This is a genomic window from Streptomyces agglomeratus (assembly GCF_001746415.1).
Lineage (GTDB): Bacteria > Actinomycetota > Actinomycetes > Streptomycetales > Streptomycetaceae > Streptomyces > Streptomyces agglomeratus.
The window spans coordinates 7,519,771-7,537,716 of sequence record NZ_MEHJ01000001.1; the positions used below are offsets into that span (position 1 = coordinate 7,519,771).

The following is a 17,946-nucleotide window of genomic DNA, read 5'->3' on the forward strand; positions in this document are numbered from 1 at the left end:
GGCCGGTTGGTTGGTCGGCCGGTCGGCCGGTCGGCCGGTCGGCCGGTCGGTCGGTCGCGGAATTCGCGAAGAGAATGAACGAATGGACCGTCTGCTGCACCTCGACCGTTCGCTCGACGAGCTGGACCCGCCCCGCTGGACGCCTCCTGACGCCGATGCGACCCATTTGGTCCGTAAAGTGCATGAATTGCGGCGCGTTCCGCTGAGCGAACTCGGTCCGGCTGATCTGCGCACTCTCCTCTCGCAGCAGGTAGCCCTGCCGTATGTCCTTCCACTCGCGGTGAGCCTGCTGCTCGACGAGCCGCTGCTGGACGCCTACTTCCACGAGGGAGACATGCTGCTGGCCGCCGTCAGTGCCCCGGCTTCCGCCTGGGCCCTGCTGCCGGACCTCGGCGCGCGACTGCGCGCAGTGATCACGACCCTGCCGGAGGCGGCCGTCGCCGACCTGCCCCGTGGCGCCGCCGAGGAGCTCGCCCGGTTCGTCGCGCGGCCCGAATCGCTTCGCTGACCCGGTGAGGGCGCGGGTGCGAGAAACGAACCCCCGGGCCGGGCGATCGGTCCGTTTTGCCCGATCGAGAGTATGGCCAAGGCATTTCGCTGCGTTACAGCTGACATGATGTGCCCGCTGTCTGGGCAGTGCCCGGGGGGCTGTTTCGTACGGTTACGGGACCGACAGACGTACTGAGGAAGAGGAGTGGTGGGGTGCCGGTGGAGAGGCTCGTGATCACACGATCGGTGGTGGAGCGGGATGCGGTGCTGGCACTGGCCGGTGAGCTGGACATGGGCGGCGAAGCGCTGCTGGCCGAAGCGGTCGGTGAAACGCTCGAATCCGGCCGTCGGCGGGTGGTGCTGGACTGTGCGGACGTTTCGTTCTGCGACTCACGCGGGTTCAGCGCGCTGCTCGTGGCCCGGCAGGCCATCCAGGATGCCGAAGGGGCTTTGGCGCTCGCCGCGGTCCCGGAACGTCTCGACAGCCTGCTGACACTGGTCGGCGCACAGGAGATCTTCACCATCGCCTCCACCGTCGAGCAGGCGCGCCTGCTGCTCGCCGGTACCCCTGCCGCCCCCCGGCCGAGCTGACACAGCCCACGCGTACACCGGACCGAGCGTGGTCAAAGGTGCAGGTTTCGCTGCCGTTTCGTGGTGGCCCCGTCCACGCGACTTCGCGGGTGGGGGATACTGGGGACTCGGACATCAGGTAATCAAGGGGCGATGGTGTGGACAGGTCAGGGGAGGCGGATGCGTGGGCAGCGTCGTCGGCCCGGTCCACAGGGGCTTTGCGCGTGCATCCGCTGGCGGACCGGCCAGGCTGGCAAGCGGTCGGCGAGATCAGTCTGATCACACGCCCGGCCTGGGAACAGGCGCTGCACCAGCTTGCCCTGAGCGACGAAGAGGCATGTCACTTGGAGCTTTCCGCGATCACCTTCGTCGACGTGGCTGGTGTCTCTGCTCTGGCGGCGGCCGCCCAGGGCCTTCCGGAGGGTCGACGTATCGTGCTTGAAGAGCCGCCTGCCGCCTTGCGGCGCGTGCTGGACATGTTCTGGCCGGACCTGCCCACCGTCGAGGTGGTGGCGTGATGACTGCGCAGACCGCCGAACCGTTCGTTCATCCCGCCTTGTTCTACCGGGGCGAGAAGGAGTACCTGCACGGTACGGTGCCCTTCATCCAGGACGGTCTGCGAGCCGGTGAGCCGGTGGCGGTCGCCGTGCCCGGCCCGAATCTGGCGATCCTCAAGACGGCCCTGGGCGACGACGCCGCGGACGTACGGTTCCTCGACATGACCGAGGCGGGACGCAACCCCGGACGAATCATCCCGAAGGTGCTGCGCGCTTTCGCGGACGCCCATCGCGATACGCGGGTACGGATCATCGGTGAGCCGATCTGGGTCGGCCGCAGCAGCGTGGAGTATCCGGCGTGCGTCCAGCACGAGGCGCTGATCAACCCTGCGTTCGAAGGCCGGGAAGTCACCATCCTGTGCCCCTACGACGCCGCACGCCTCGACGAGCAGGTACTCGCCGACGCGTACGCCACCCACCCCGTCGTCATTTCCGGCGGCCAGGAGCGGCGCAGCACCGCCTACGCACCCGCGCGTGTGGTGGCGCACTACAACCAGCCCTTGGCGCAAGCGGCGGCGAGCGAGGAACTCGGCTATGACGCCGACCGGCTGCCGAGTGCCCGGCACTTCGCGGTCGAGCGGGCGGCAGAGCTCGGCCTGTCCGGTATCCGGCTGGAGGACGTTGCCCTGATCGTGGCCGAGTTGACGACCAACAGCGTCGTCCATGGCGGGGGTTCGGGCACCATACGGGTATGGTCCGACGCCGACCAAGTAGTCCTTGAGGTCCGTGACCACGGTTACCTGAGCGATCCGCTGGCCGGGCGCCGCCCAGCCACGCGGGACCAGCAGGGCGGCCGTGGCCTGCTGCTGGTGCACTACTTGTCCGATCTCGTACGCATCCACACCGGCCCCGACGGTACGGCGATCCGCTGCTACATCAGCCGCTGACCGCTGACGACTCCTGAGTAAGGCTGCTCAGGCGACAAGGCGGCAACCGCGGCAGCGGCGGGCCCGGGAAGGGCTGCCCCGCCGGTCTGTCAGCGCTCCCCGTTGCACTATGGCGTCGTGGACCCCACCGAACGCATCATCGGAGCCTGGACTTAGACGGCCGTCATCCGGCTGGCTGACGAATTCGCCGGACACGCAGACGTCGTCACCGGCCCGCCCGCGCTTGCACGGAGACGGGCCCGCCCGCGCTTTTGCGCAGACGGACCCGGCAGGCCGGTCATGGAGTGGGGCCACCACTGTGCGGTGAGGTCAGGACAACTGGCCGCCGTAGTCGGGCAGTTTGAACGTCCTCTCGGCGTGTCCGCCCACCAGGTCGCTGTCGCGGTTGCCGATGTTGGCGATGATGGTGTAGCCGTCGTCCTCGATGTCCGACCGCATGTCGGTCTTGTACGCGCTGACCTCTTCGAAGAGGTCGGGGAGGCTGCGCGTGTGGACCCCCGAGACCGGATAGCCGACTTTCCGCAGGTTGTACTCGGTCAGCGACTCGATGATCCCGGGCCGGGCGGTTACGAAGAACACGTCCACGTCGCGCGAGTCCGCGAAACGGCTGAGATCGAGGATCGGCTTCACCGCCGGCGTCGGGTACTTCCAGAAGTCGTGGAACTCCGTCTCCAGGGACGTGTTGTCGATGTCCAGGACGAGGGCGTGATTCTCGCTGGAGGGGGCCGAGGTGCGCTGCTCGATGTACGGACGGGCCTTGGCGACAACCGCGGCCACATCGCGCTGCCAGGTCGCGTAGTCCACGTCCGACAACCGCGCCGCGGTGTCCAGGTGCTGGGAAGGGGCGGCGGCTGCGGGGCTGAGCACCGCGGCTTCCTGGGCGGGAGCCGAAGCGGCGGAGGCTGTGGCGGACGCGACCACTGTGGCGGCTGTGAGAGCCGCTGCGGACAGGGACGCGGCTGCTCTGGTTCTCCATCTGCGTACACGCATGGGGGGTTCGCTCCTTTGGATCACCGTTCACGGGAGGCTCACCCCCCGATGGCGGGCGAGCCCTGAAGTGACATGTCCACGCCCCAGGATGAGTGGTCGGCGACCTTCTTTCTACTGGTCGGTAGCAAGATTCTTCGCATCCTCGCCCAGCCGCTCGCCATGCTGGTGTGCCAAGGTGCCGGGGCGCGTGCTGCGTCCGTGAAGCCGGTGGTGGTATGGCCCATCGGCGTGAGCTGCAACTGCCCATCTCCCAGGCATCGTTCACGAGCCGCAAATCCGCCTGCGCCGGGGCCGGTTCGGAGTCCCGGGAGGCGGGCTTGCCGAGATTCAGGGGTGCACAAGGGTTGTCAGTGCAATTTCACATTACTATGTTACGGGTCACATCGCAGCGAGTTGATCCGTCAACTCCCGTGTACAGCACGGCCGTTCATCGCTCAGCACCGCTGTCACCCCCCTTCTCTCACCTCCCACACAGGAGTCACCGGTGTTCCAGCTCAGAAGCGTGCGCACCTCTCTGCTCGCCGGCGCCATCGCGACGACGCTCCTCGCCACAGCCGCGCAGACCGTCCAGGCGTCCGAAGACCCGCAGGACGCCTCCGCCGCATTCGGCGGCCGGCCTGCCGCGGCGGCCGCTCCCGTCACTCATGGCGACAACCCGTTCGACGAGGTACAGCGGCTGGCCAGGGCCCCGAAGGCCGTCGCGCGCCCCGCCCCGGCCCCCGGCGACGGCCGCATCGTGTCGGGCCGCGTCCCGGGACCACAGACCGCCCCGGGCGCCGCGTCCCGCACCGCCGCCACTGCCGCCGGAGTGCCCTGCACGCTCGACGGTGTCGCCGGCCTGAACCCCGAGGGCTTCACCGACTTCCTCGCGGACCCGGCGGTGACCGCCGACGGCTGCCTGCGCACGCTCATCTGGACCTGGGACGCCAGGCTCGCCCGGGTCATGTCGGACGCCCACGTCCAAGCCGTCGCCCGCCGAGTATCCGCGCTGGCCGCGTCGCACGACGGGAAGAACACCGCCCACCTGTACGAGATGTTCACCTACCTGCACGCCGTGGCGTACCACGACTTCTCGCGTGAGGAGATCGACCTCACCGACACACCGACCGTCGAAGCGATACGCCGCGCCGTCAACGCCTTCGGTACGGCCGCCCGTACCTTCCACGTCACCCGCGCCAACGCCGACACCCTGCGCGAGGCGCTCTACGCCGCCAGCGCCCCCGGCCTGCGTCACTCGCAGCTGGGGCTGATCAAGAAGGTGCTGGCGACGATGGACCGGTACCACCCGGACACCAACAAGGACTCCGCCTGGGGCAACGCGGCTCTGGCCGCGCTCTCCGTGAACTACCTGGGGGTCTACCCCGGCAACAAGGACACCGCCTTCCACACGGTGGTCACACAGAACGCCTCGTACCGCGACGCCTTCAAGGCCTTCGCCGGTCACGTCCATCTCAAGGGCACCGTGAACGAGTGGGTCGTGCGCGACGCCGTGGGCGAGTTCGGCCGCTTCGGGCAGATAGCGGCGCTCAAGACCGCGATCGTGCCCGACCTCGGCGCGCTCCTGGACACGACCGAGCGCAACTTCGGCCTGGGCAGCGAGGCCTGGGGGAAGACCGTCTCCTGGCTCAACTACTACGAGGCGTGCGCGCCGTACAAGGTGTGCACGGAGGACATCGAGCGGCGGATCTTCCCGAACACGTACACCTACGACAACGGCGCCATCAAGGTCCGCACCGCTCTCGACCGCGCCACCGTCGACCAGCTCTACTACGCGAGCAAACAGGTCAAGGCGCAGTTCCACCGGGTGCTCGGCACGGAGCAGCCGCTGACCGGCGACACGAACACGTCGCTCAACATCGTGCTCTACGCGTCCCGCAAGGACTACGAGATCTACCACCCGATCCTCACCGGTATGGGCACGGAGAACGGCGGCGTCTACATCGAACGCGGTGCGACGTTCTACACCTACCAGCGCCGGGTGCCGCAGGACTCTTCCCTCACGCTGGAGGAACTGTTCCGGCACGAGTACGTGCATTACCTCAACGGCCGGTTCGCCGTCCCCGGTTACTTCGGTGAGGGCGCCTGGTACACCGGTGACCGTACGACCGCGATGGACGAAGGCACGGCCGAGTTCTTCGACGGCGCGACGCGGGACGACGGCGTCGCGGTCCGCAAGTCGCTGGTCCGCGGCGTCATCAACGACACGGCCGGCGGCGGCCCCCGGATGACCGTCGATCAGCTGCTGCACGCCACGTACGACGGAGACGGCTTCCGCTTCTACTCCTACGCGGGCACCTTCTTCGAGTTCCTGTGGCGCGACCGGCCCGCGCTGCTCCAGGAGATGTACCGGCACCTGCGCGCCGACGATCCGACGGCCTTCGACGCCTGGCGGGACCGGCTGGGCTCGGACGCCGCGTTGCAGCGGGCGTACGACGCGTTCCTCGACGCCCAGATCGCCAAGGTGGACGAGCTGTTCGTACCCAACACCTCGTTCCTGCCGACCGCTTCACTTCGGCATACGACGGCCGAGCAGATCCGGTCGGCCTTCGCCTCCGCCACCCAGTCCACGCCGGAGTGCAAGGACACGGCGGACACCACCGGCAAGCGCCGATTCGTGTGCACCGGTCGCATCACCGCCAACCTCAGCGACGCCACCAGCCCTGATCTCGTCTTCAAGGACATGTCGGAGACCGTCGACTACTTCGTCCTGGAGCGGAGTGAGAGCGGCGGGGACAACTTCGAGGACATGAACTGTTCCTTCGGGGCTGTCGCGATCTGGTCCAACGGCCGTGCGGGCACGTCTCCTTACGCCTGCGAAGGGCCGCTGCGCAGCTGAGATCCCATTCGCTCCGAAGCCCTTGGCGGGCAAAGAGCAATGTGACATATTACTGCTGTGCCCACGAGACACTTCCCGGACGTCGTCGTCATCGGCGCCGGCATCGTCGGAGCGGCTTGCGCCTACTACGCGAGCCGCTCAGGACTCGCCGTAACCGTCGTCGACCGCGGCCCCGTAGCCGGCGGCACCACCGGCGCCGGGGAAGGGAATCTCCTCGTCTCCGACAAGGGGGCGGGCCCCGAGCTCGACCTCGCGCTGCTGTCGACCCGGCTCTGGCGCGAACTAGCCCAGGTTCTCCCACCGGAGACCGAGTACGAGCCCAAGGGCGGCCTCGTCGTCACACCCGACGAGGCCGCCTTCGCCGCCCTGCGCACCTTCGCGAACGGCCAGCGCGCGGCGGGCGTCGAGGCGTGCGAGATCCCCGCCGACCGCCTCCAGGACCTCGAACCCCACTTGGCCCCGGGCCTCGCCGGCGGCCTCCACTACCCCCAGGACGCCCAGGTCCAGCCCGCCCGGGCCACCGCCCAACTGCTCCGCTCCGCCGCCGGGTCCGGCGCCGAAATCCGGCTCGGCGAGGACGTCACGGCGATTCTCACCGGTCCGCGCGGCGAAGTCCGCGGCGTCCGTACCCCCGCCGGTGACCTGCTCGCCCCCGCCGTGGTCAACGCCGCGGGAGCATGGGGCGGGCGCATCGCCGGACTGGCCGGCACCGAACTGCCCGTCCTGCCCCGCCGCGGTTTCGTCCTGGTCACCGAACCCCTGCCCCGCGTGGTGCGCCACAAGGTGTACGCCGCCGACTACATCGCTGACGTCGCCTCCGGTTCGGCCGCACTCCAGTCCTCGGCGGTGGTGGAGGGCACCCCGGCGGGACCCGTTCTCATCGGCGCCACCCGCGAGCGCGTCGGCTTCGACCGCACGCTGTCCACCGAGGGGCTGCGCCGCCTCGCGGCCCAGGCCGCAGCACTCTTCCCCGTTCTCGCGGATGTCCGGGTGATGCGCGCGTACCACGGATTCCGGCCCTACCTTCCCGACCACCTCCCGGCCATCGGCCCCGACCCGCGCGTGCCGGGGCTCTTCCACGCATGCGGCCACGAGGGGGCCGGCATCGGGCTTGCCCCGGCCACCGGACTGCTGATCGCTGCCGCGCTGCGTGGGGAGCCGCCGGTGCTGGACCTGCATCCGTTCCGCCCGGAGCGCTTCCCGGGACCCGACCGGCAAGGAGCCGACCGTTGACCACCGAGCCGCCCGGCCGCACCGGGCCATCCGGCCTCACCGTGACTCCCGGCCCCGGCGCACCCGTACCGCGCGGTGTGTTCCGACGCGGAGGCGGACGCTCGCCCGCCGCCCTCGTACGGGCCGTTCCCGGGCCCGCGTACGAGATCTCCTTCGACGGCCGGCCGCTCACCGCTCTGCCCGGGCAGAGCGTCGCCGCCGCGCTGTGGGCGGCAGGCATCCTCGCCTGGCGCACGACGCGCGAAGGCGGCTCCCCGCGCGGCGCCTTCTGCGGGATCGGCTCCTGCTACGACTGTCTGGCGACCGTCAACAACCGGCCGAACCAGCGGGCTTGTCTGCTCCCCGCCCGCCCCGGCGACGTCATCACCACCCAGGAAGGGACGGGCCACGGTGACCTCGGCGTCTGATCGGTTCGACCTCGCCGTCGTCGGGGCCGGGCCCGCCGGGCTCGCCGCCGCCGTTGCCGCCGCGGACCTCGGTCTCCACGTGACGCTGCTGGACGCCGGCGAGCGGCCCGGCGGGCAGTACTACCGCCATCCGGCCCCCGGACTGGGGGCCGCCAGGCCCGAGGCCCTGCACCACGGCTGGCGCTTGTTCGCCGGGCGCGCCGCACGCCTGCGAAAGCACGAACGCGCCGGACGTGTCACCTACTTGGCCTCGCACCATGTGTGGACCGTCGTACGCGACGCGGAGGCAGACGGGCAGGGAGAGGGGAAAGGGGAGGCTGACGGGCCCGGAGGCCGATGGGCCTGGCGGCTGCATGCCGTCGTCGGCCCGGAGGAAGCCCCGGCCATGGTCCGGGCGTCCGCCGTGCTGCTCGCCACCGGTGCCTACGAGCGCCAACTGCCTTTCCCCGGCTGGACACTCCCCGGAGTGATCGGAGCCGGCGGCGCGCAGGCCATGCTCAAATCCGGACTGGTGCTGCCCGGACGGCGGGTCGTCGTGGCGGGCAGCGGTCCCTTGCTTCTCGCGGTCGCAGGATCGCTCGCCGCTGCGGGGGCGCGGGTCCCGGCCGTCGTCGAGGCGTCCGGCTATCTCGCCTACGCGCGTGAACTCCCCGCTCTCGTACGCAATCCCGGCAAGCTCGCGCAAGGAGCCGCCTTCGGTGCGGGCCTGCTCCGCCGGTCCGTACGGCTGCTGTCCCGGCACGCGGTCACCGAGGCCCACGGCGCCGACCGGGTCCGGGCCGTAACCGTCTCGCGCCTCGACCACGACTGGCGGCCCGTTCCGGGCTCGGGACGGCGCGTCCCCTGCGACGCGGTGGCCGTGGGGCACGGTCTTGTGCCCCAGCTGGAACTCGCGACCGCCCTCGGATGCGCCGTCCGCAGCTGCCCCGACGGCACGCCGGCCCTTGACCTCGACGCCGACCAGCGCACCTCCGTGCCGGGGATCTGGGCGGCGGGGGAGGCCGGTGGCATCGGCGGGGCGGAACTGGCGCTCGTAGAGGGCGAACTGGCAGCGGCGTCCGTCGCGTACGAGCTGACCGCAACACCTCGCGGCCGGCGCACCGCGCTCGTCCGCCGCCGGGAACGGCTGCGGGCCTTCGCCGATGCGATGGCGGCCGCGCACCGCCCCGGAACCGGGTGGACCGACTGGCTGGACGACGACACCGACGTGTGCCGCTGCGAGGAGGTCCCGGCGGCGCGCATCCGGGAGGCCGTGGCGGAGCTGGGAGCGCGGGACGCCCGCAGCGTGAAACTGCTGACGCGCGCCGGAATGGGCTGGTGCCAGGGCCGCATGTGCGGGCCCGCTGTGGCCTGTCTGGCAGGCGGAGCACTGCTGGCGGACCGCCGCCCGCTTTCCTGCCCCGTTCCTCTCAAGGCCCTGGCACAGCTGCCTCCTGACGAATAATCAACAGTGCCCGCGGACCGGCGGCGGCCTTGTGGGCTGGGCACACCCCTCAGTAAAATGTCACACCTCACACTAGGGAGTCATGTCATGACCGCTGAGTCTGCCGACCACCGCGCTCGCCCCTGGCACGGGATCATGGTCGCCACCACCCTTCCCCTGCGCGACGACCACTCCGTGGACTACGACGCGTACGCCGAACACGTCGCCTGGCTGATCGCCAACGGCTGCGACGGCGTCGTGCCCAACGGCTCCCTCGGCGAGTACCAGACACTGACCGACGAGGAGCGCGCCCGCGTGGTCCGTACGGCCGTCGAGGCGGCCGGCGACGGCGGGCGTGTCATGCCCGGTGTCTCCGCGTACGGCAGCGCCGAGGCCCGGCGCTGGAGCGAGCAGGCCGCTGACGCGGGCGCCGGTTCCGTCCTGCTGCTGCCCCCCAACGCCTACCGGGCCGACGAACCCGCCGTCCGCGCCCACTACGCCGAGGTGGCCAGGACCGGCCTGCCCGTCGTCGCGTACAACAATCCGCACGACACGAAGGTCGATCTGAGTCCCGCGGCCCTCATGCGGCTCCACCAAGAGGGCAGCATCGTGGCGGTGAAGGAATTCAGCGGCGACGTCCGGCGCGCCTACGAGATCGCTGAACTGGCCCCGGACCTCGACCTCCTGATCGGTGCGGACGACGTCCTGCTCGAACTCGCCATTGCGGGTGCTGTCGGCTGGATCGCGGGTTACCCCAACGCCCTTCCGTCCGCCTGCGTCACCCTTTACCGAGCCGCGGCGGCCGGGGACCTGGCCACCGCCCTGCCGCTCTACACGTCACTGCATCCGCTGCTGCGCTGGGATTCGAAGACCGAGTTCGTCCAGGCAATCAAACTCTCCATGGACCTCGCGGGGCGCCCCGGCGGCCCGGTACGGCCGCCGCGCTTCCCGCTGCCGGCCGACACCGCGGCCGCGGTCCGCGCCGCCACCGAGAAGGCGCTGGCCGAAGGCCACAACTGACCGGCACCGGCGAACGGGACCGGAGAAAGGAACCCCATGCGTACCCGTCACATCTACCATGCGGTCGATTCGCACACGGAGGGCATGCCGACCCGTGTGATCACCGGGGGTGTCGGCGTCATCCCCGGTGCCACCATGGCCGAGCGCCGGCAGTACTTCATCGAGCACCTCGACCACATCCGGACCCTGCTGATGTACGAGCCGCGCGGCCACTCCGCGATGAGCGGGGCGATCCTCCAGCCGCCCACCCGGCCGGACGCCGACTACGGGGTTCTCTACATCGAGGTGTCCGGGCTGTTGCCGATGTGCGGGCACGGCACGATCGGGGTCGCCACCGTTCTCATCGAGACCGGAATGGTGCCGGTCGTCGAACCGGTCACCACGGTGCGGCTGGACACCCCCGCCGGTCTGGTGAGCGTGGACGTGCGGGTCGAGGACGGGGCGGCGAAGACCGTCACCCTCACCAACGTGCCGTCCTTCTCCGTCGCGCTCGATCGCAAGGTCGATGTACCCGCATACGGCACCGTCACGTATGACATCGCATTCGGCGGCAACTTCTACGCCTTCGTGCCGCTGGACGCCCTCGCGCTGCCCTTCGACCGCGCACGCAAGGACGACCTGCTCACCGCCGGGCTCGCGATCATGGATGCCATCAACGCCGCCGACCGGCCCGTCCACCCCGAGAACTTCGAGATCACCGGCATCAAGCACGTCTACCTCGCCGCTCCCGGCTCTGACGCCTCCCTGTCCCGGCATGCGATGGCCATCCACCCCGGCTGGTTCGACCGATCCCCCTGCGGTACGGGGACGAGCGCGCGGATGGCGCAACTGCACGCCCGCGGCGAGCTCCCACTCGACCAGGACTTCGTCAACGACTCGTTCATCGGTACCCGGTTCACCGGCAGGCTCATCGGGGAGACGACTGTCGCCGGCCTGCCCGCGGTCATCCCGACCGTCACCGGGCGGGCCTGGATCACCGGCACCGCCCAGTACTTCCTCGACCCCACGGACCCGTTCCCGGGAGGTTTCCTCCTGTGACCCTCGTACGCGCCACCGCGTGTCAACCTGCCGACGTGTCAATGACCCGTCGTGCCCCCCGCGTCACACGATCGCACCGGACTGCGAAACGTGACATTGTACGCTGGCACCTCGCGGAACCACGGAGGAAGTGCCATGGGGGACCTGAAACATCTCATCACCGCCCAGGATCGCCTGCGCGATCAAGTGGCCCACGCCCTGCGAGCCGCTCTCGTAGCGGGTGAACTGCGCCCCGGCACCATCTACTCCGCTCCCGTTCTCGCCGCCGACTTCGGCATCTCCGCCACCCCCGTGCGCGAAGCGATGCTCGATCTCGCCCGTGAAGGTCTGGTCGAACCCGTACGCAACAAGGGCTTTCGCATCACCGAGGTCAGTGAGCGCGACCTCGACCAGTACACGGAACTGCGCGCCATGATCGAAATCCCGACCGTCGGCAAGGTCACGCAAATCGCGACCCCCGAGCGGTTGGAGGAACTGCGGCCGATCGCGGAGGAGATCGTCACCAGTGCCCGCAACCACGATCTCATCGGCTACCTGGACGCCGACCGTCGCTTCCATCTCACGCTCCTGGGTCTGGCCGGCAACGACCGGCTGGTGGAGACCGTGGGCGATCTGCGGAAGCGCTCCCGGCTGTACGGCCTCACGGGACTCGACGAGCGAGGGCTGCTGGTCTCCTCCGCCGAGGAGCATCACGAGTTGCTCGATCTGATGACGGCCGGTGACGAGGTGGGCGCCGAGGCGTGCATGGCACGTCATCTCGGCCATGTCCGGTCCCTGTGGGCGCAGGCCCGCGACGAACCGGTCGAACCGCGCCCGAAGCGCCGCCTCGGCGGCATTTAAGCCGCGTATCGGAAGTATGCGGGGCACCCTCGATCCAGTCTCGCTGGCGGTGGGATCCTTGGCCGATGTTCTCATCCGATCATGTGGGTGCCGTGTTCTTCGATGTCGACGGCACCCTGGTCCCGGGCACGAGTTCGTCGGCCTTTCTGTCTGGATTCCTCGGTCACCGGGACGAGTTGACAAAGGCCGAGGATGCCTACGCCTCCGGTGACCTGAACAATCGACAAGTCTCCGAGCTGGATGCCAAGGGCTGGGTGGGCGTGCCCGAAGAACGAGTCTCTGGCTGGCTCGACGGGCTTCCCCTGGTTTCGGGCATCACGGAGACCGTGGGCTGGTGCCGGCGGAACGGGTTGGTGCCCGTGCTGGCAACTCTGGCCTGGTCGCCCGTTGGCAGCTACCTGACCGACCGCTTCGGTTTCCACGCGTTCAGCGGGCCTCGGCTGGAAACCGTCGACAACCGGTTCACGGGTCGCGTCGCCCGCCACTTCGACGAGTACGACAAACGGGATTTCGCCCTCGCGCAAGCCCGGGAGCTGGGGTTGGCTCCCCGCTCGTGTGGGGCCGTCGGAGACAGCCGCTCCGACCTTCCCCTGTTCGCCTCCGTCGCGCTGAGCGTGGCGTTCAACGCCTCGGCGGGAGCGCGGGCGGCCGCGACCCTCACCGTGGACGGCGGCGACCTGCGCGGCGTGCTCCCCGCCTTGAGCCGCTTGGTCACAGCCACTCGTTGACGGCAGCGACGACGACGGTCGCCTCGTGGCGGACCGCGAGCCTGTCGTACCTCGTGGCCACAGCTCGGTGCCTTTGCCTGGAGCTGGACGAAGAGGCGCTGCCAGGTGCCGTTGCGTTGCCGGCGGCGAAACAGGGGTCCCGGGTCCGGGCATGCTGTCGGCCGCATCGGCGTCGAACCGAGCCCGCAGGGCCCGCAGACGGTGTGGGTCTCGGGGTTGCGGGGACATCTGCGGGATGCGGGATGCGGGATGCGGGGTCAGACGGCTACGACGACTTTCCCGTGGACATGCCCTGACTGGCTCAACGCGAAGGCGTCCGCCAGCTCTTCCAGGGGGAAGGTCCGCGCCACCGGCACCGTCAGCTTCCCCGCGTCCGCGAGAGCTCCCAGTTCGGCCAGGTCGGCGCCGCTCGGCCGTACCCACATCCACTGCCCGCCGGAGTCGATGACGGAGCCGTCCGCGATCGACGCGTGCCGGCCGCCCTCGCGCAGGACGGCCAGTGTGGTGTCCAGGACCCCGCCGACGAAGTCGGCGGCGACATCGACTCCGTCCGGCGCCAGTGCCCGGACACGTTCGACGACTCCCTCGCCGTACGCCACAGGCTCCCCGCCGAGCTCCCGGATCCGCTCGTGGTTGGCGGGGGAGGCGGTACCGATCACCCGGGCGCCGCGCGTACGTGCGATCTGCACCCCCAGGGATCCCACTCCGCCGGCGGCGCCATGGATGAGTACGGTGTCACCCGGACCGGTTCCCAGGCGCGTCAGCACCTGGTACGCCGTGAGACCGGCCAGCGGCAGGCCCGCGGCCTGGTCCCAGGTCAGGGACGCGGGCCGGCGGGCGAGGGCGCGCACGGGGACGGTGACGAACTCGGCGAAAGTCCCGCCGTGCACGTAGTCCTTGCGCGCATAGGCGATGACCTCGTCCCCCACCGAGAACTCGGACGCGTCGATACCCACTTGCTCGACGACTCCAGCGACGTCCCAGCCGGGCACCACGGGGAAGAACGCTTCCATCAGGTCCTTCAGCCCCCCGGCCATGATCTTCCAGTCGACCGGATTGACCGCCGCACGCCGGACACGCACGAGGATCTCACCGGGTCCGCATTTGGGGCGCGGCTGCCGGGTCTCTGCGAGAACTTCCGGACCGCCGAAGGCCGAGTACGTCATCGCCCTCATGTCGCTGCCGCTGCCGCTGCTGCTGCCACTGCCGCTGTCGGGGGTACCCGCGTCGTCGTGTCCCATGGTGCGCCTTTCGTCAGTGGTTCTCCGGGCCCGGCCCGGTGATCGTTGCTTATGGGTTGCCGGGGAGGGCGACGGCGAAACGGGCGGTGCGGAGGACGGACCACGGCCGGGGACAGCGTGCCTCGGGAGGACCGTCAGGACTTGTGTGACTCGCCCGTGCTGCTGCTGGGGCGACCCGGCAGTCCTGCCGGGACCCGCGTGCGCGGCCCGCGACGCCGGCCGCGCCGAGCAGTCCTCGGGGACCGGCCGCCCGCGTCCTCACGGGGCGCACGCCTCGGCGATCGACAAGCTGTTCTCATAGAGGTGGTGCCGGGTGATACGGCCGTCCTCGACGGTGAGGTGCAGAGCGAACGGGCCCTCGAAAGTCTTTCCCGTCGCGCGTACGGTCCCTGAAAGGTGCCCCGTCAGGACGGCGTCTGTTCCGTCCACGAGGAAGGTGTCGACGGAGGCGCGCGCGTCGTCGGGCACGGTGTACTCCATCAACTCCGTGAACTGTGCGGCGCATTCGGCAGCGGTGGACCGGGGCCGGATCCACGGGACGGCGGGGTTCTCGGCGAGCAGCCAGTCGACCTTGTCGGCGAAGATCTCGACGAGCCGCCCGGTGTCCCCGGCCACCCGGGCGGCAAGGAACTCCTGCACGACGGCCCGGGTGGCGTCGGCGTCGGAACCATCGGTGGTGGCTGAACTCGCCGTGGTGGCGGTGGGCTTGACGGACATGGCGCTCTCCTCGCGGCTGCGGCCGGATCCCGGCGGGGGTTCCCGTCGATGTGCTTGATACTGCCGGGGATGGGGAGGGCGGTCGATTACCTCGGAGGTAGTGCGGGCGAGCGACTGCGCGCAGGTTTTGAAAGAAGGCGACCCAGCGTCCGGACTCGCGGCCCCGAGTGCGCGCGACCACCCCGCACACTCTGGCCGACGGGATCAGTGGCTGCGTGACTCCGGGGTGCGTGACGGTTCGTGCCGAAGACCGGGCGGAGCGGTCTGTGGGTGTGCGGGCAGGCTACGGGGAACGCCGGGTGCGGCCTCCGAGCGGGGGAGAGCCGGACGAGGTGGCGAAGCGGTGCCTTGGGCCGCGCGGCGGCGTCCGGCGACCAGGACGAAGGTGACGCTGATCAGCAGCGCCCAGGCACCGATCTTCATGGGGGAGACCGGCTGCCATCCATGGAGCTGATCGGGGTAGCTCCATGCTCCGACGTAGGTGGCGGCGTTCTCCGCGATCCAGAGGAAGAAACCGATCAGTACGAAACTCAGGGCGAGCGGCATACGGTATCGCCGCTGCCCCACCGCGTAACTGACCGAGGTCCCGATGGTGGCGAGCAGGATGAGACCGGCGAGAACCCAACGGGCGTCGGGCAGCCAGTGGTGGCTGAAGAAGTTGACGTAGACGGCAGCGGCCAGTGGCACCATCACGCGCGGCCGGTAACCGGTGAGCTCGACCGACATCAGCCGCCAGGCCCGGCAGACGTAGCTGCCGACGGCGGAGTACAGGAATCCTCCGTACAGCGGCACACCCGCGAACTTGGTGACGGCGTCCTCGGGGTAGCTCCAGGAACCCAGGTGCACCTTGACCAGCTCGAACAGCAACCCGATGAGGTGGCAGGCGGCGATCACCGCGGTGTCCCGGGCGGTGTCCCATCCCAGCCGGCGGGCCAGCACCGTCAGCAGCACGCCGTAACCGAGCAGCAGGTCGTAGCGCGCTACGGGAAGTTCCGGCAACAGACCCGAAACGGCCACACCACCGACGAGCGCCACCGCGAAGGCGCAGCAGCGCGCCTGCTGCCACCCGAAAAGGAAAACCTGCCGAAACGCGTGTTGCATGGATGTCACACCGACGAGACGCCCGACCGGGGGAGCGTGGTTGCACGGCGAGACACGAAGCACACACCGGTTCCGACGGCCCCGGCGCGCCCTGTACCGCCAGCATCGTGCCGGCGACGGCGCCCGCAACGACGGCGCATGTCGAGCAGAAACACCCGGTATCAGCCGGTCCGTGTCTCACCGTTCGCCTGCGGTGCGGTGATCCGGCGTACGGACTCCACCACTGCCGTCCGATGGCGGACGAGCTGCTCGGGTGGCCAGTCGGCGCTGCCCGTCTCGCCCGCCGCAGGGCCGCCCACCGCGCTGAACCACGCCTGCGACAGCCCCATCACCAGCGTCAGCACGTCCGTGGCGTCCAACCCGGCGTCGATCCGGCCCGCCTCCTGCGCCTGCCTCACGGCAGCGATCTTGCCCTGGTAGGAGGTGGCCTCCGTGTCCGTGGGCGTCGGACGCTCCAGCTGCTTCCACAGCACCAGGCGCATCAGCGAAGGCCGCTCGACGAGGTGGTCGAAGACGGCCCCCGCGTAGCCGGGCAGATCATCCACGTCGAAGGGTACGGACTCCGAGCCCGTCTCCAGCGCCCGCTGGAGCACGGCGTCGAAGAGCTGCTCCTTGTTCCCGTAGTAGACGTAGATGAGCCGCTTGTTCGCCTGCGCCGCATCGGCGATGCGGTCCACCCGCGCACCGGCGATGCCGTACGTCGCGAACTCGAAGAAGGCCGCGTCGAGCAGGCGGGCCTTGGTTGCGCTGGAATCCCGTGCCATGCGCCGCAGCCTAGCAAGTAACTATCTGGTTATTGACATCGAGCGGAGCTGTGGTGCATGCTCTAACTATCCAGTTAGTTACTTATTGAGGAGAACGCGATGGAGATCCGCGCACTGGGCACCCAGGGACTGAAGGTCGGCGCCGAGGGCCTCGGCCTGATGGGCATGAGCGCTCATTACGGAGCCACCGACGAGACCGAGTCGCTCGCCACCATTGACCGCGCCCTGGAGCTGGGCGTCACCCTCCTGGACACCGCCGAGGGCTACGGTCCCTTCCGTAACGAGCAGCTTCTCGGCAAGGCGCTGGCCGGCCGCCGCGCGTCCGCCGTGATCGCCACGAAGACCGGTGTCGAATTCACCGACGAAGGCGACTTCCGCGGCCACAACGCGACGCCCGACTACATCCGTCGCTCCGCCGACCGTTCCCTGCGTCATCTGGGCACCGACCACATCGACCTCTACTACCTGCACCGCATCGATCCGAACGTGCCCGTCGAGGAGAGTGTGGGCGCCATGGCCGAGCTCGTCGCCGCCGGCAAGGTCGGCCACATCGGCCTGTGCGAGGCCGCCCCCTCGACGATCGCCCGGGCGCACGCCGTACATCCGCTGGCCGCCGTACAGACCGAGTACAGCCTCTTCGAGCGCGGGATCGAGCACGACGGTGTTCTCGACACCTTGCGTCAGCTCGGCATCGGGCTCGTCGCCTACTCGCCGCTCGGCCGGGGATTCCTCTCCGGCGCCATCACCACCTTCGACGACTTCGCCGCCGACGACTTCCGCCGCACCGACCCCCGCTTCCAGGGCGAGAACTTCCACCGCAACCTGGCCGTCGTCGACCGGGTGCGCCGCCTCGCCGCCGACAAGGGCGTCACGCCCTCGCAGCTCGCCCTGGCCTGGACCCTGCGCCAGGGAGCGGTGCCCATCCCGGGCACCAAGCGCCGCCGCTACCTGGAGGAGAACGTCGCCGCCACGGCTGTGACGATCACCGACGCGGACCTGGCCGCCATCGACGCCGTGGCCCCGCACGGAGTGGCCTCGGGCGACCGCTACGCCCCCGAGCTGATGAAGGCACTGAACGGCTGATCCGTCTGCGGTGGCCGGACCC

The 17,946-nt window shown here is 69.8% G+C and carries 18 protein-coding genes; 13 read left to right on the forward strand and 5 right to left on the reverse strand.

Annotation, left to right across the window (positions count from 1 at the left end; all coding sequences use genetic code 11):
* The first annotated feature begins 82 nt into the window (after nt 1-82).
* The 4 genes from AS594_RS32915 to AS594_RS32930 all read left to right on the forward strand — a co-directional run bounded on the left by AS594_RS32915 (nt 83) and on the right by AS594_RS32930 (nt 2,503).
* Nucleotides 83-508, forward strand: a complete 426-nt coding sequence (locus AS594_RS32915; protein WP_069775095.1) for a contact-dependent growth inhibition system immunity protein — start codon at nt 83-85, stop codon at nt 506-508.
* Nucleotides 509-702: 194 nt separating this feature from the next.
* The gene (locus tag AS594_RS32920; RefSeq protein WP_167368064.1) at nt 703-1,080 is read left to right on the forward strand and encodes an STAS domain-containing protein; all 378 of its coding nucleotides are present in this window, start codon (nt 703-705) and stop codon (nt 1,078-1,080) included.
* A 203-nt stretch (nt 1,081-1,283) separates the two neighbouring features.
* Nucleotides 1,284-1,577: an STAS domain-containing protein gene (locus AS594_RS32925; protein WP_079144278.1), complete on the forward strand. Its 294-nt coding sequence runs from the start codon at nt 1,284-1,286 to the stop codon at nt 1,575-1,577.
* Nucleotides 1,577-2,503, forward strand: coding sequence for an anti-sigma factor RsbA family regulatory protein (locus AS594_RS32930; RefSeq protein WP_069935689.1), 927 nt, complete (start codon nt 1,577-1,579; stop codon nt 2,501-2,503). The genes AS594_RS32925 and AS594_RS32930 overlap by 1 nt, the downstream gene beginning before the upstream one ends.
* A 309-nt stretch (nt 2,504-2,812) precedes the next feature.
* On the opposite strand, the gene AS594_RS32935 is transcribed toward AS594_RS32930, so the two are convergent.
* On the reverse strand, nt 2,813-3,493 hold the full coding sequence (locus AS594_RS32935) for an HAD family acid phosphatase (RefSeq protein ID WP_069931989.1): 681 nt from the start codon (nt 3,491-3,493) through the stop codon (nt 2,813-2,815).
* A 484-nt stretch (nt 3,494-3,977) separates the two neighbouring features.
* Between AS594_RS32935 and AS594_RS32940 the strand changes: the two genes are divergently transcribed.
* The 8 genes from AS594_RS32940 (at nt 3,978) to AS594_RS32975 (ending at nt 13,018) form a co-directional block, all read left to right on the forward strand.
* A complete protein-coding gene (locus tag AS594_RS32940; protein ID WP_069935690.1) occupies nt 3,978-6,329 on the forward strand; it encodes a collagenase in 2,352 nt (783 codons plus the stop codon).
* A 57-nt stretch (nt 6,330-6,386) separates the two neighbouring features.
* Nucleotides 6,387-7,562: an NAD(P)/FAD-dependent oxidoreductase gene (locus AS594_RS32945; protein ID WP_069931987.1), complete on the forward strand. Its 1,176-nt coding sequence runs from the start codon at nt 6,387-6,389 to the stop codon at nt 7,560-7,562.
* 77 nt (nt 7,563-7,639) lie between these two features.
* On the forward strand, nt 7,640-7,969 hold the full coding sequence (locus tag AS594_RS32950; RefSeq protein ID WP_069933761.1) for a (2Fe-2S)-binding protein: 330 nt from the start codon (nt 7,640-7,642) through the stop codon (nt 7,967-7,969).
* Nucleotides 7,953-9,413, forward strand: a complete 1,461-nt coding sequence (locus AS594_RS32955; protein WP_069935691.1) for an FAD/NAD(P)-dependent oxidoreductase — start codon at nt 7,953-7,955, stop codon at nt 9,411-9,413. Before AS594_RS32950 ends, AS594_RS32955 begins: the two co-directional genes overlap by 17 nt.
* Before the next feature lie 87 nt (nt 9,414-9,500).
* The gene (locus AS594_RS32960) at nt 9,501-10,412 is read left to right on the forward strand and encodes a dihydrodipicolinate synthase family protein (RefSeq protein ID WP_069931985.1); all 912 of its coding nucleotides are present in this window, start codon (nt 9,501-9,503) and stop codon (nt 10,410-10,412) included.
* Nucleotides 10,413-10,448: 36 nt separating this feature from the next.
* On the forward strand, nt 10,449-11,450 hold the full coding sequence (locus AS594_RS32965) for a proline racemase family protein (protein ID WP_069931984.1): 1,002 nt from the start codon (nt 10,449-10,451) through the stop codon (nt 11,448-11,450).
* A 135-nt stretch (nt 11,451-11,585) separates the two neighbouring features.
* The gene (locus AS594_RS32970; protein WP_069775011.1) at nt 11,586-12,290 is read left to right on the forward strand and encodes a GntR family transcriptional regulator; all 705 of its coding nucleotides are present in this window, start codon (nt 11,586-11,588) and stop codon (nt 12,288-12,290) included.
* A 65-nt stretch (nt 12,291-12,355) separates the two neighbouring features.
* Nucleotides 12,356-13,018: an HAD family hydrolase gene (locus tag AS594_RS32975; protein WP_069931983.1), complete on the forward strand. Its 663-nt coding sequence runs from the start codon at nt 12,356-12,358 to the stop codon at nt 13,016-13,018.
* Nucleotides 13,019-13,275: 257 nt separating this feature from the next.
* On the opposite strand, the gene AS594_RS32980 is transcribed toward AS594_RS32975, so the two are convergent.
* From AS594_RS32980 to AS594_RS32995, 4 genes are all read right to left on the reverse strand, one after another.
* Complete coding sequence (locus tag AS594_RS32980; protein WP_069933760.1) at nt 13,276-14,193, reverse strand: NADP-dependent oxidoreductase; 918 nt, start codon at nt 14,191-14,193, stop codon at nt 13,276-13,278.
* 324 nt (nt 14,194-14,517) lie between these two features.
* Entirely contained in the window at nt 14,518-14,976 is a 459-nt protein-coding gene (locus AS594_RS32985; RefSeq protein ID WP_069775088.1) for a nuclear transport factor 2 family protein, read from the reverse strand.
* Between the two features lie 204 nt (nt 14,977-15,180).
* Nucleotides 15,181-16,077 (reverse strand): DUF817 domain-containing protein, encoded by an 897-nt coding sequence (locus tag AS594_RS32990; protein WP_079148792.1) that lies wholly within the window; start codon nt 16,075-16,077, stop codon nt 15,181-15,183.
* Nucleotides 16,078-16,238: 161 nt separating this feature from the next.
* Nucleotides 16,239-16,841, reverse strand: a complete 603-nt coding sequence (locus tag AS594_RS32995) for a TetR family transcriptional regulator (protein WP_069931982.1) — start codon at nt 16,839-16,841, stop codon at nt 16,239-16,241.
* 99 nt (nt 16,842-16,940) lie between these two features.
* Between AS594_RS32995 and AS594_RS33000 the strand changes: the two genes are divergently transcribed.
* Nucleotides 16,941-17,924, forward strand: coding sequence for an aldo/keto reductase (locus tag AS594_RS33000; RefSeq protein WP_069931981.1), 984 nt, complete (start codon nt 16,941-16,943; stop codon nt 17,922-17,924).
* The last annotated feature ends 22 nt before the right edge of the window (nt 17,925-17,946 follow it).

Excerpts from the sequence above, each read along its gene's own strand:
- AS594_RS32915 (WP_069775095.1), top strand. The coding sequence starts at position 83 with ATGGACCGTCTGCTGCACCTCGACCGTTCGCTCGACGAGCTGGACCCG.
- AS594_RS32930 (WP_069935689.1), top strand. The coding sequence starts at position 1,577 with ATGACTGCGCAGACCGCCGAACCGTTCGTTCATCCCGCCTTGTTCTAC.
- AS594_RS32935 (WP_069931989.1), bottom strand. The coding sequence starts at position 3,493 with ATGCGTGTACGCAGATGGAGAACCAGAGCAGCCGCGTCCCTGTCCGCA.
- AS594_RS32960 (WP_069931985.1), top strand. The coding sequence starts at position 9,501 with ATGACCGCTGAGTCTGCCGACCACCGCGCTCGCCCCTGGCACGGGATC.
- AS594_RS32965 (WP_069931984.1), top strand. The coding sequence starts at position 10,449 with ATGCGTACCCGTCACATCTACCATGCGGTCGATTCGCACACGGAGGGC.
- AS594_RS32970 (WP_069775011.1), top strand. The coding sequence starts at position 11,586 with ATGGGGGACCTGAAACATCTCATCACCGCCCAGGATCGCCTGCGCGAT.
- AS594_RS32975 (WP_069931983.1), top strand. The coding sequence starts at position 12,356 with ATGTTCTCATCCGATCATGTGGGTGCCGTGTTCTTCGATGTCGACGGC.
- AS594_RS32980 (WP_069933760.1), bottom strand. The coding sequence starts at position 14,193 with ATGAGGGCGATGACGTACTCGGCCTTCGGCGGTCCGGAAGTTCTCGCA.
- AS594_RS32985 (WP_069775088.1), bottom strand. The coding sequence starts at position 14,976 with ATGTCCGTCAAGCCCACCGCCACCACGGCGAGTTCAGCCACCACCGAT.
- AS594_RS32990 (WP_079148792.1), bottom strand. The coding sequence starts at position 16,077 with ATGCAACACGCGTTTCGGCAGGTTTTCCTTTTCGGGTGGCAGCAGGCG.
- AS594_RS32995 (WP_069931982.1), bottom strand. The coding sequence starts at position 16,841 with ATGGCACGGGATTCCAGCGCAACCAAGGCCCGCCTGCTCGACGCGGCC.
- AS594_RS33000 (WP_069931981.1), top strand. The coding sequence starts at position 16,941 with ATGGAGATCCGCGCACTGGGCACCCAGGGACTGAAGGTCGGCGCCGAG.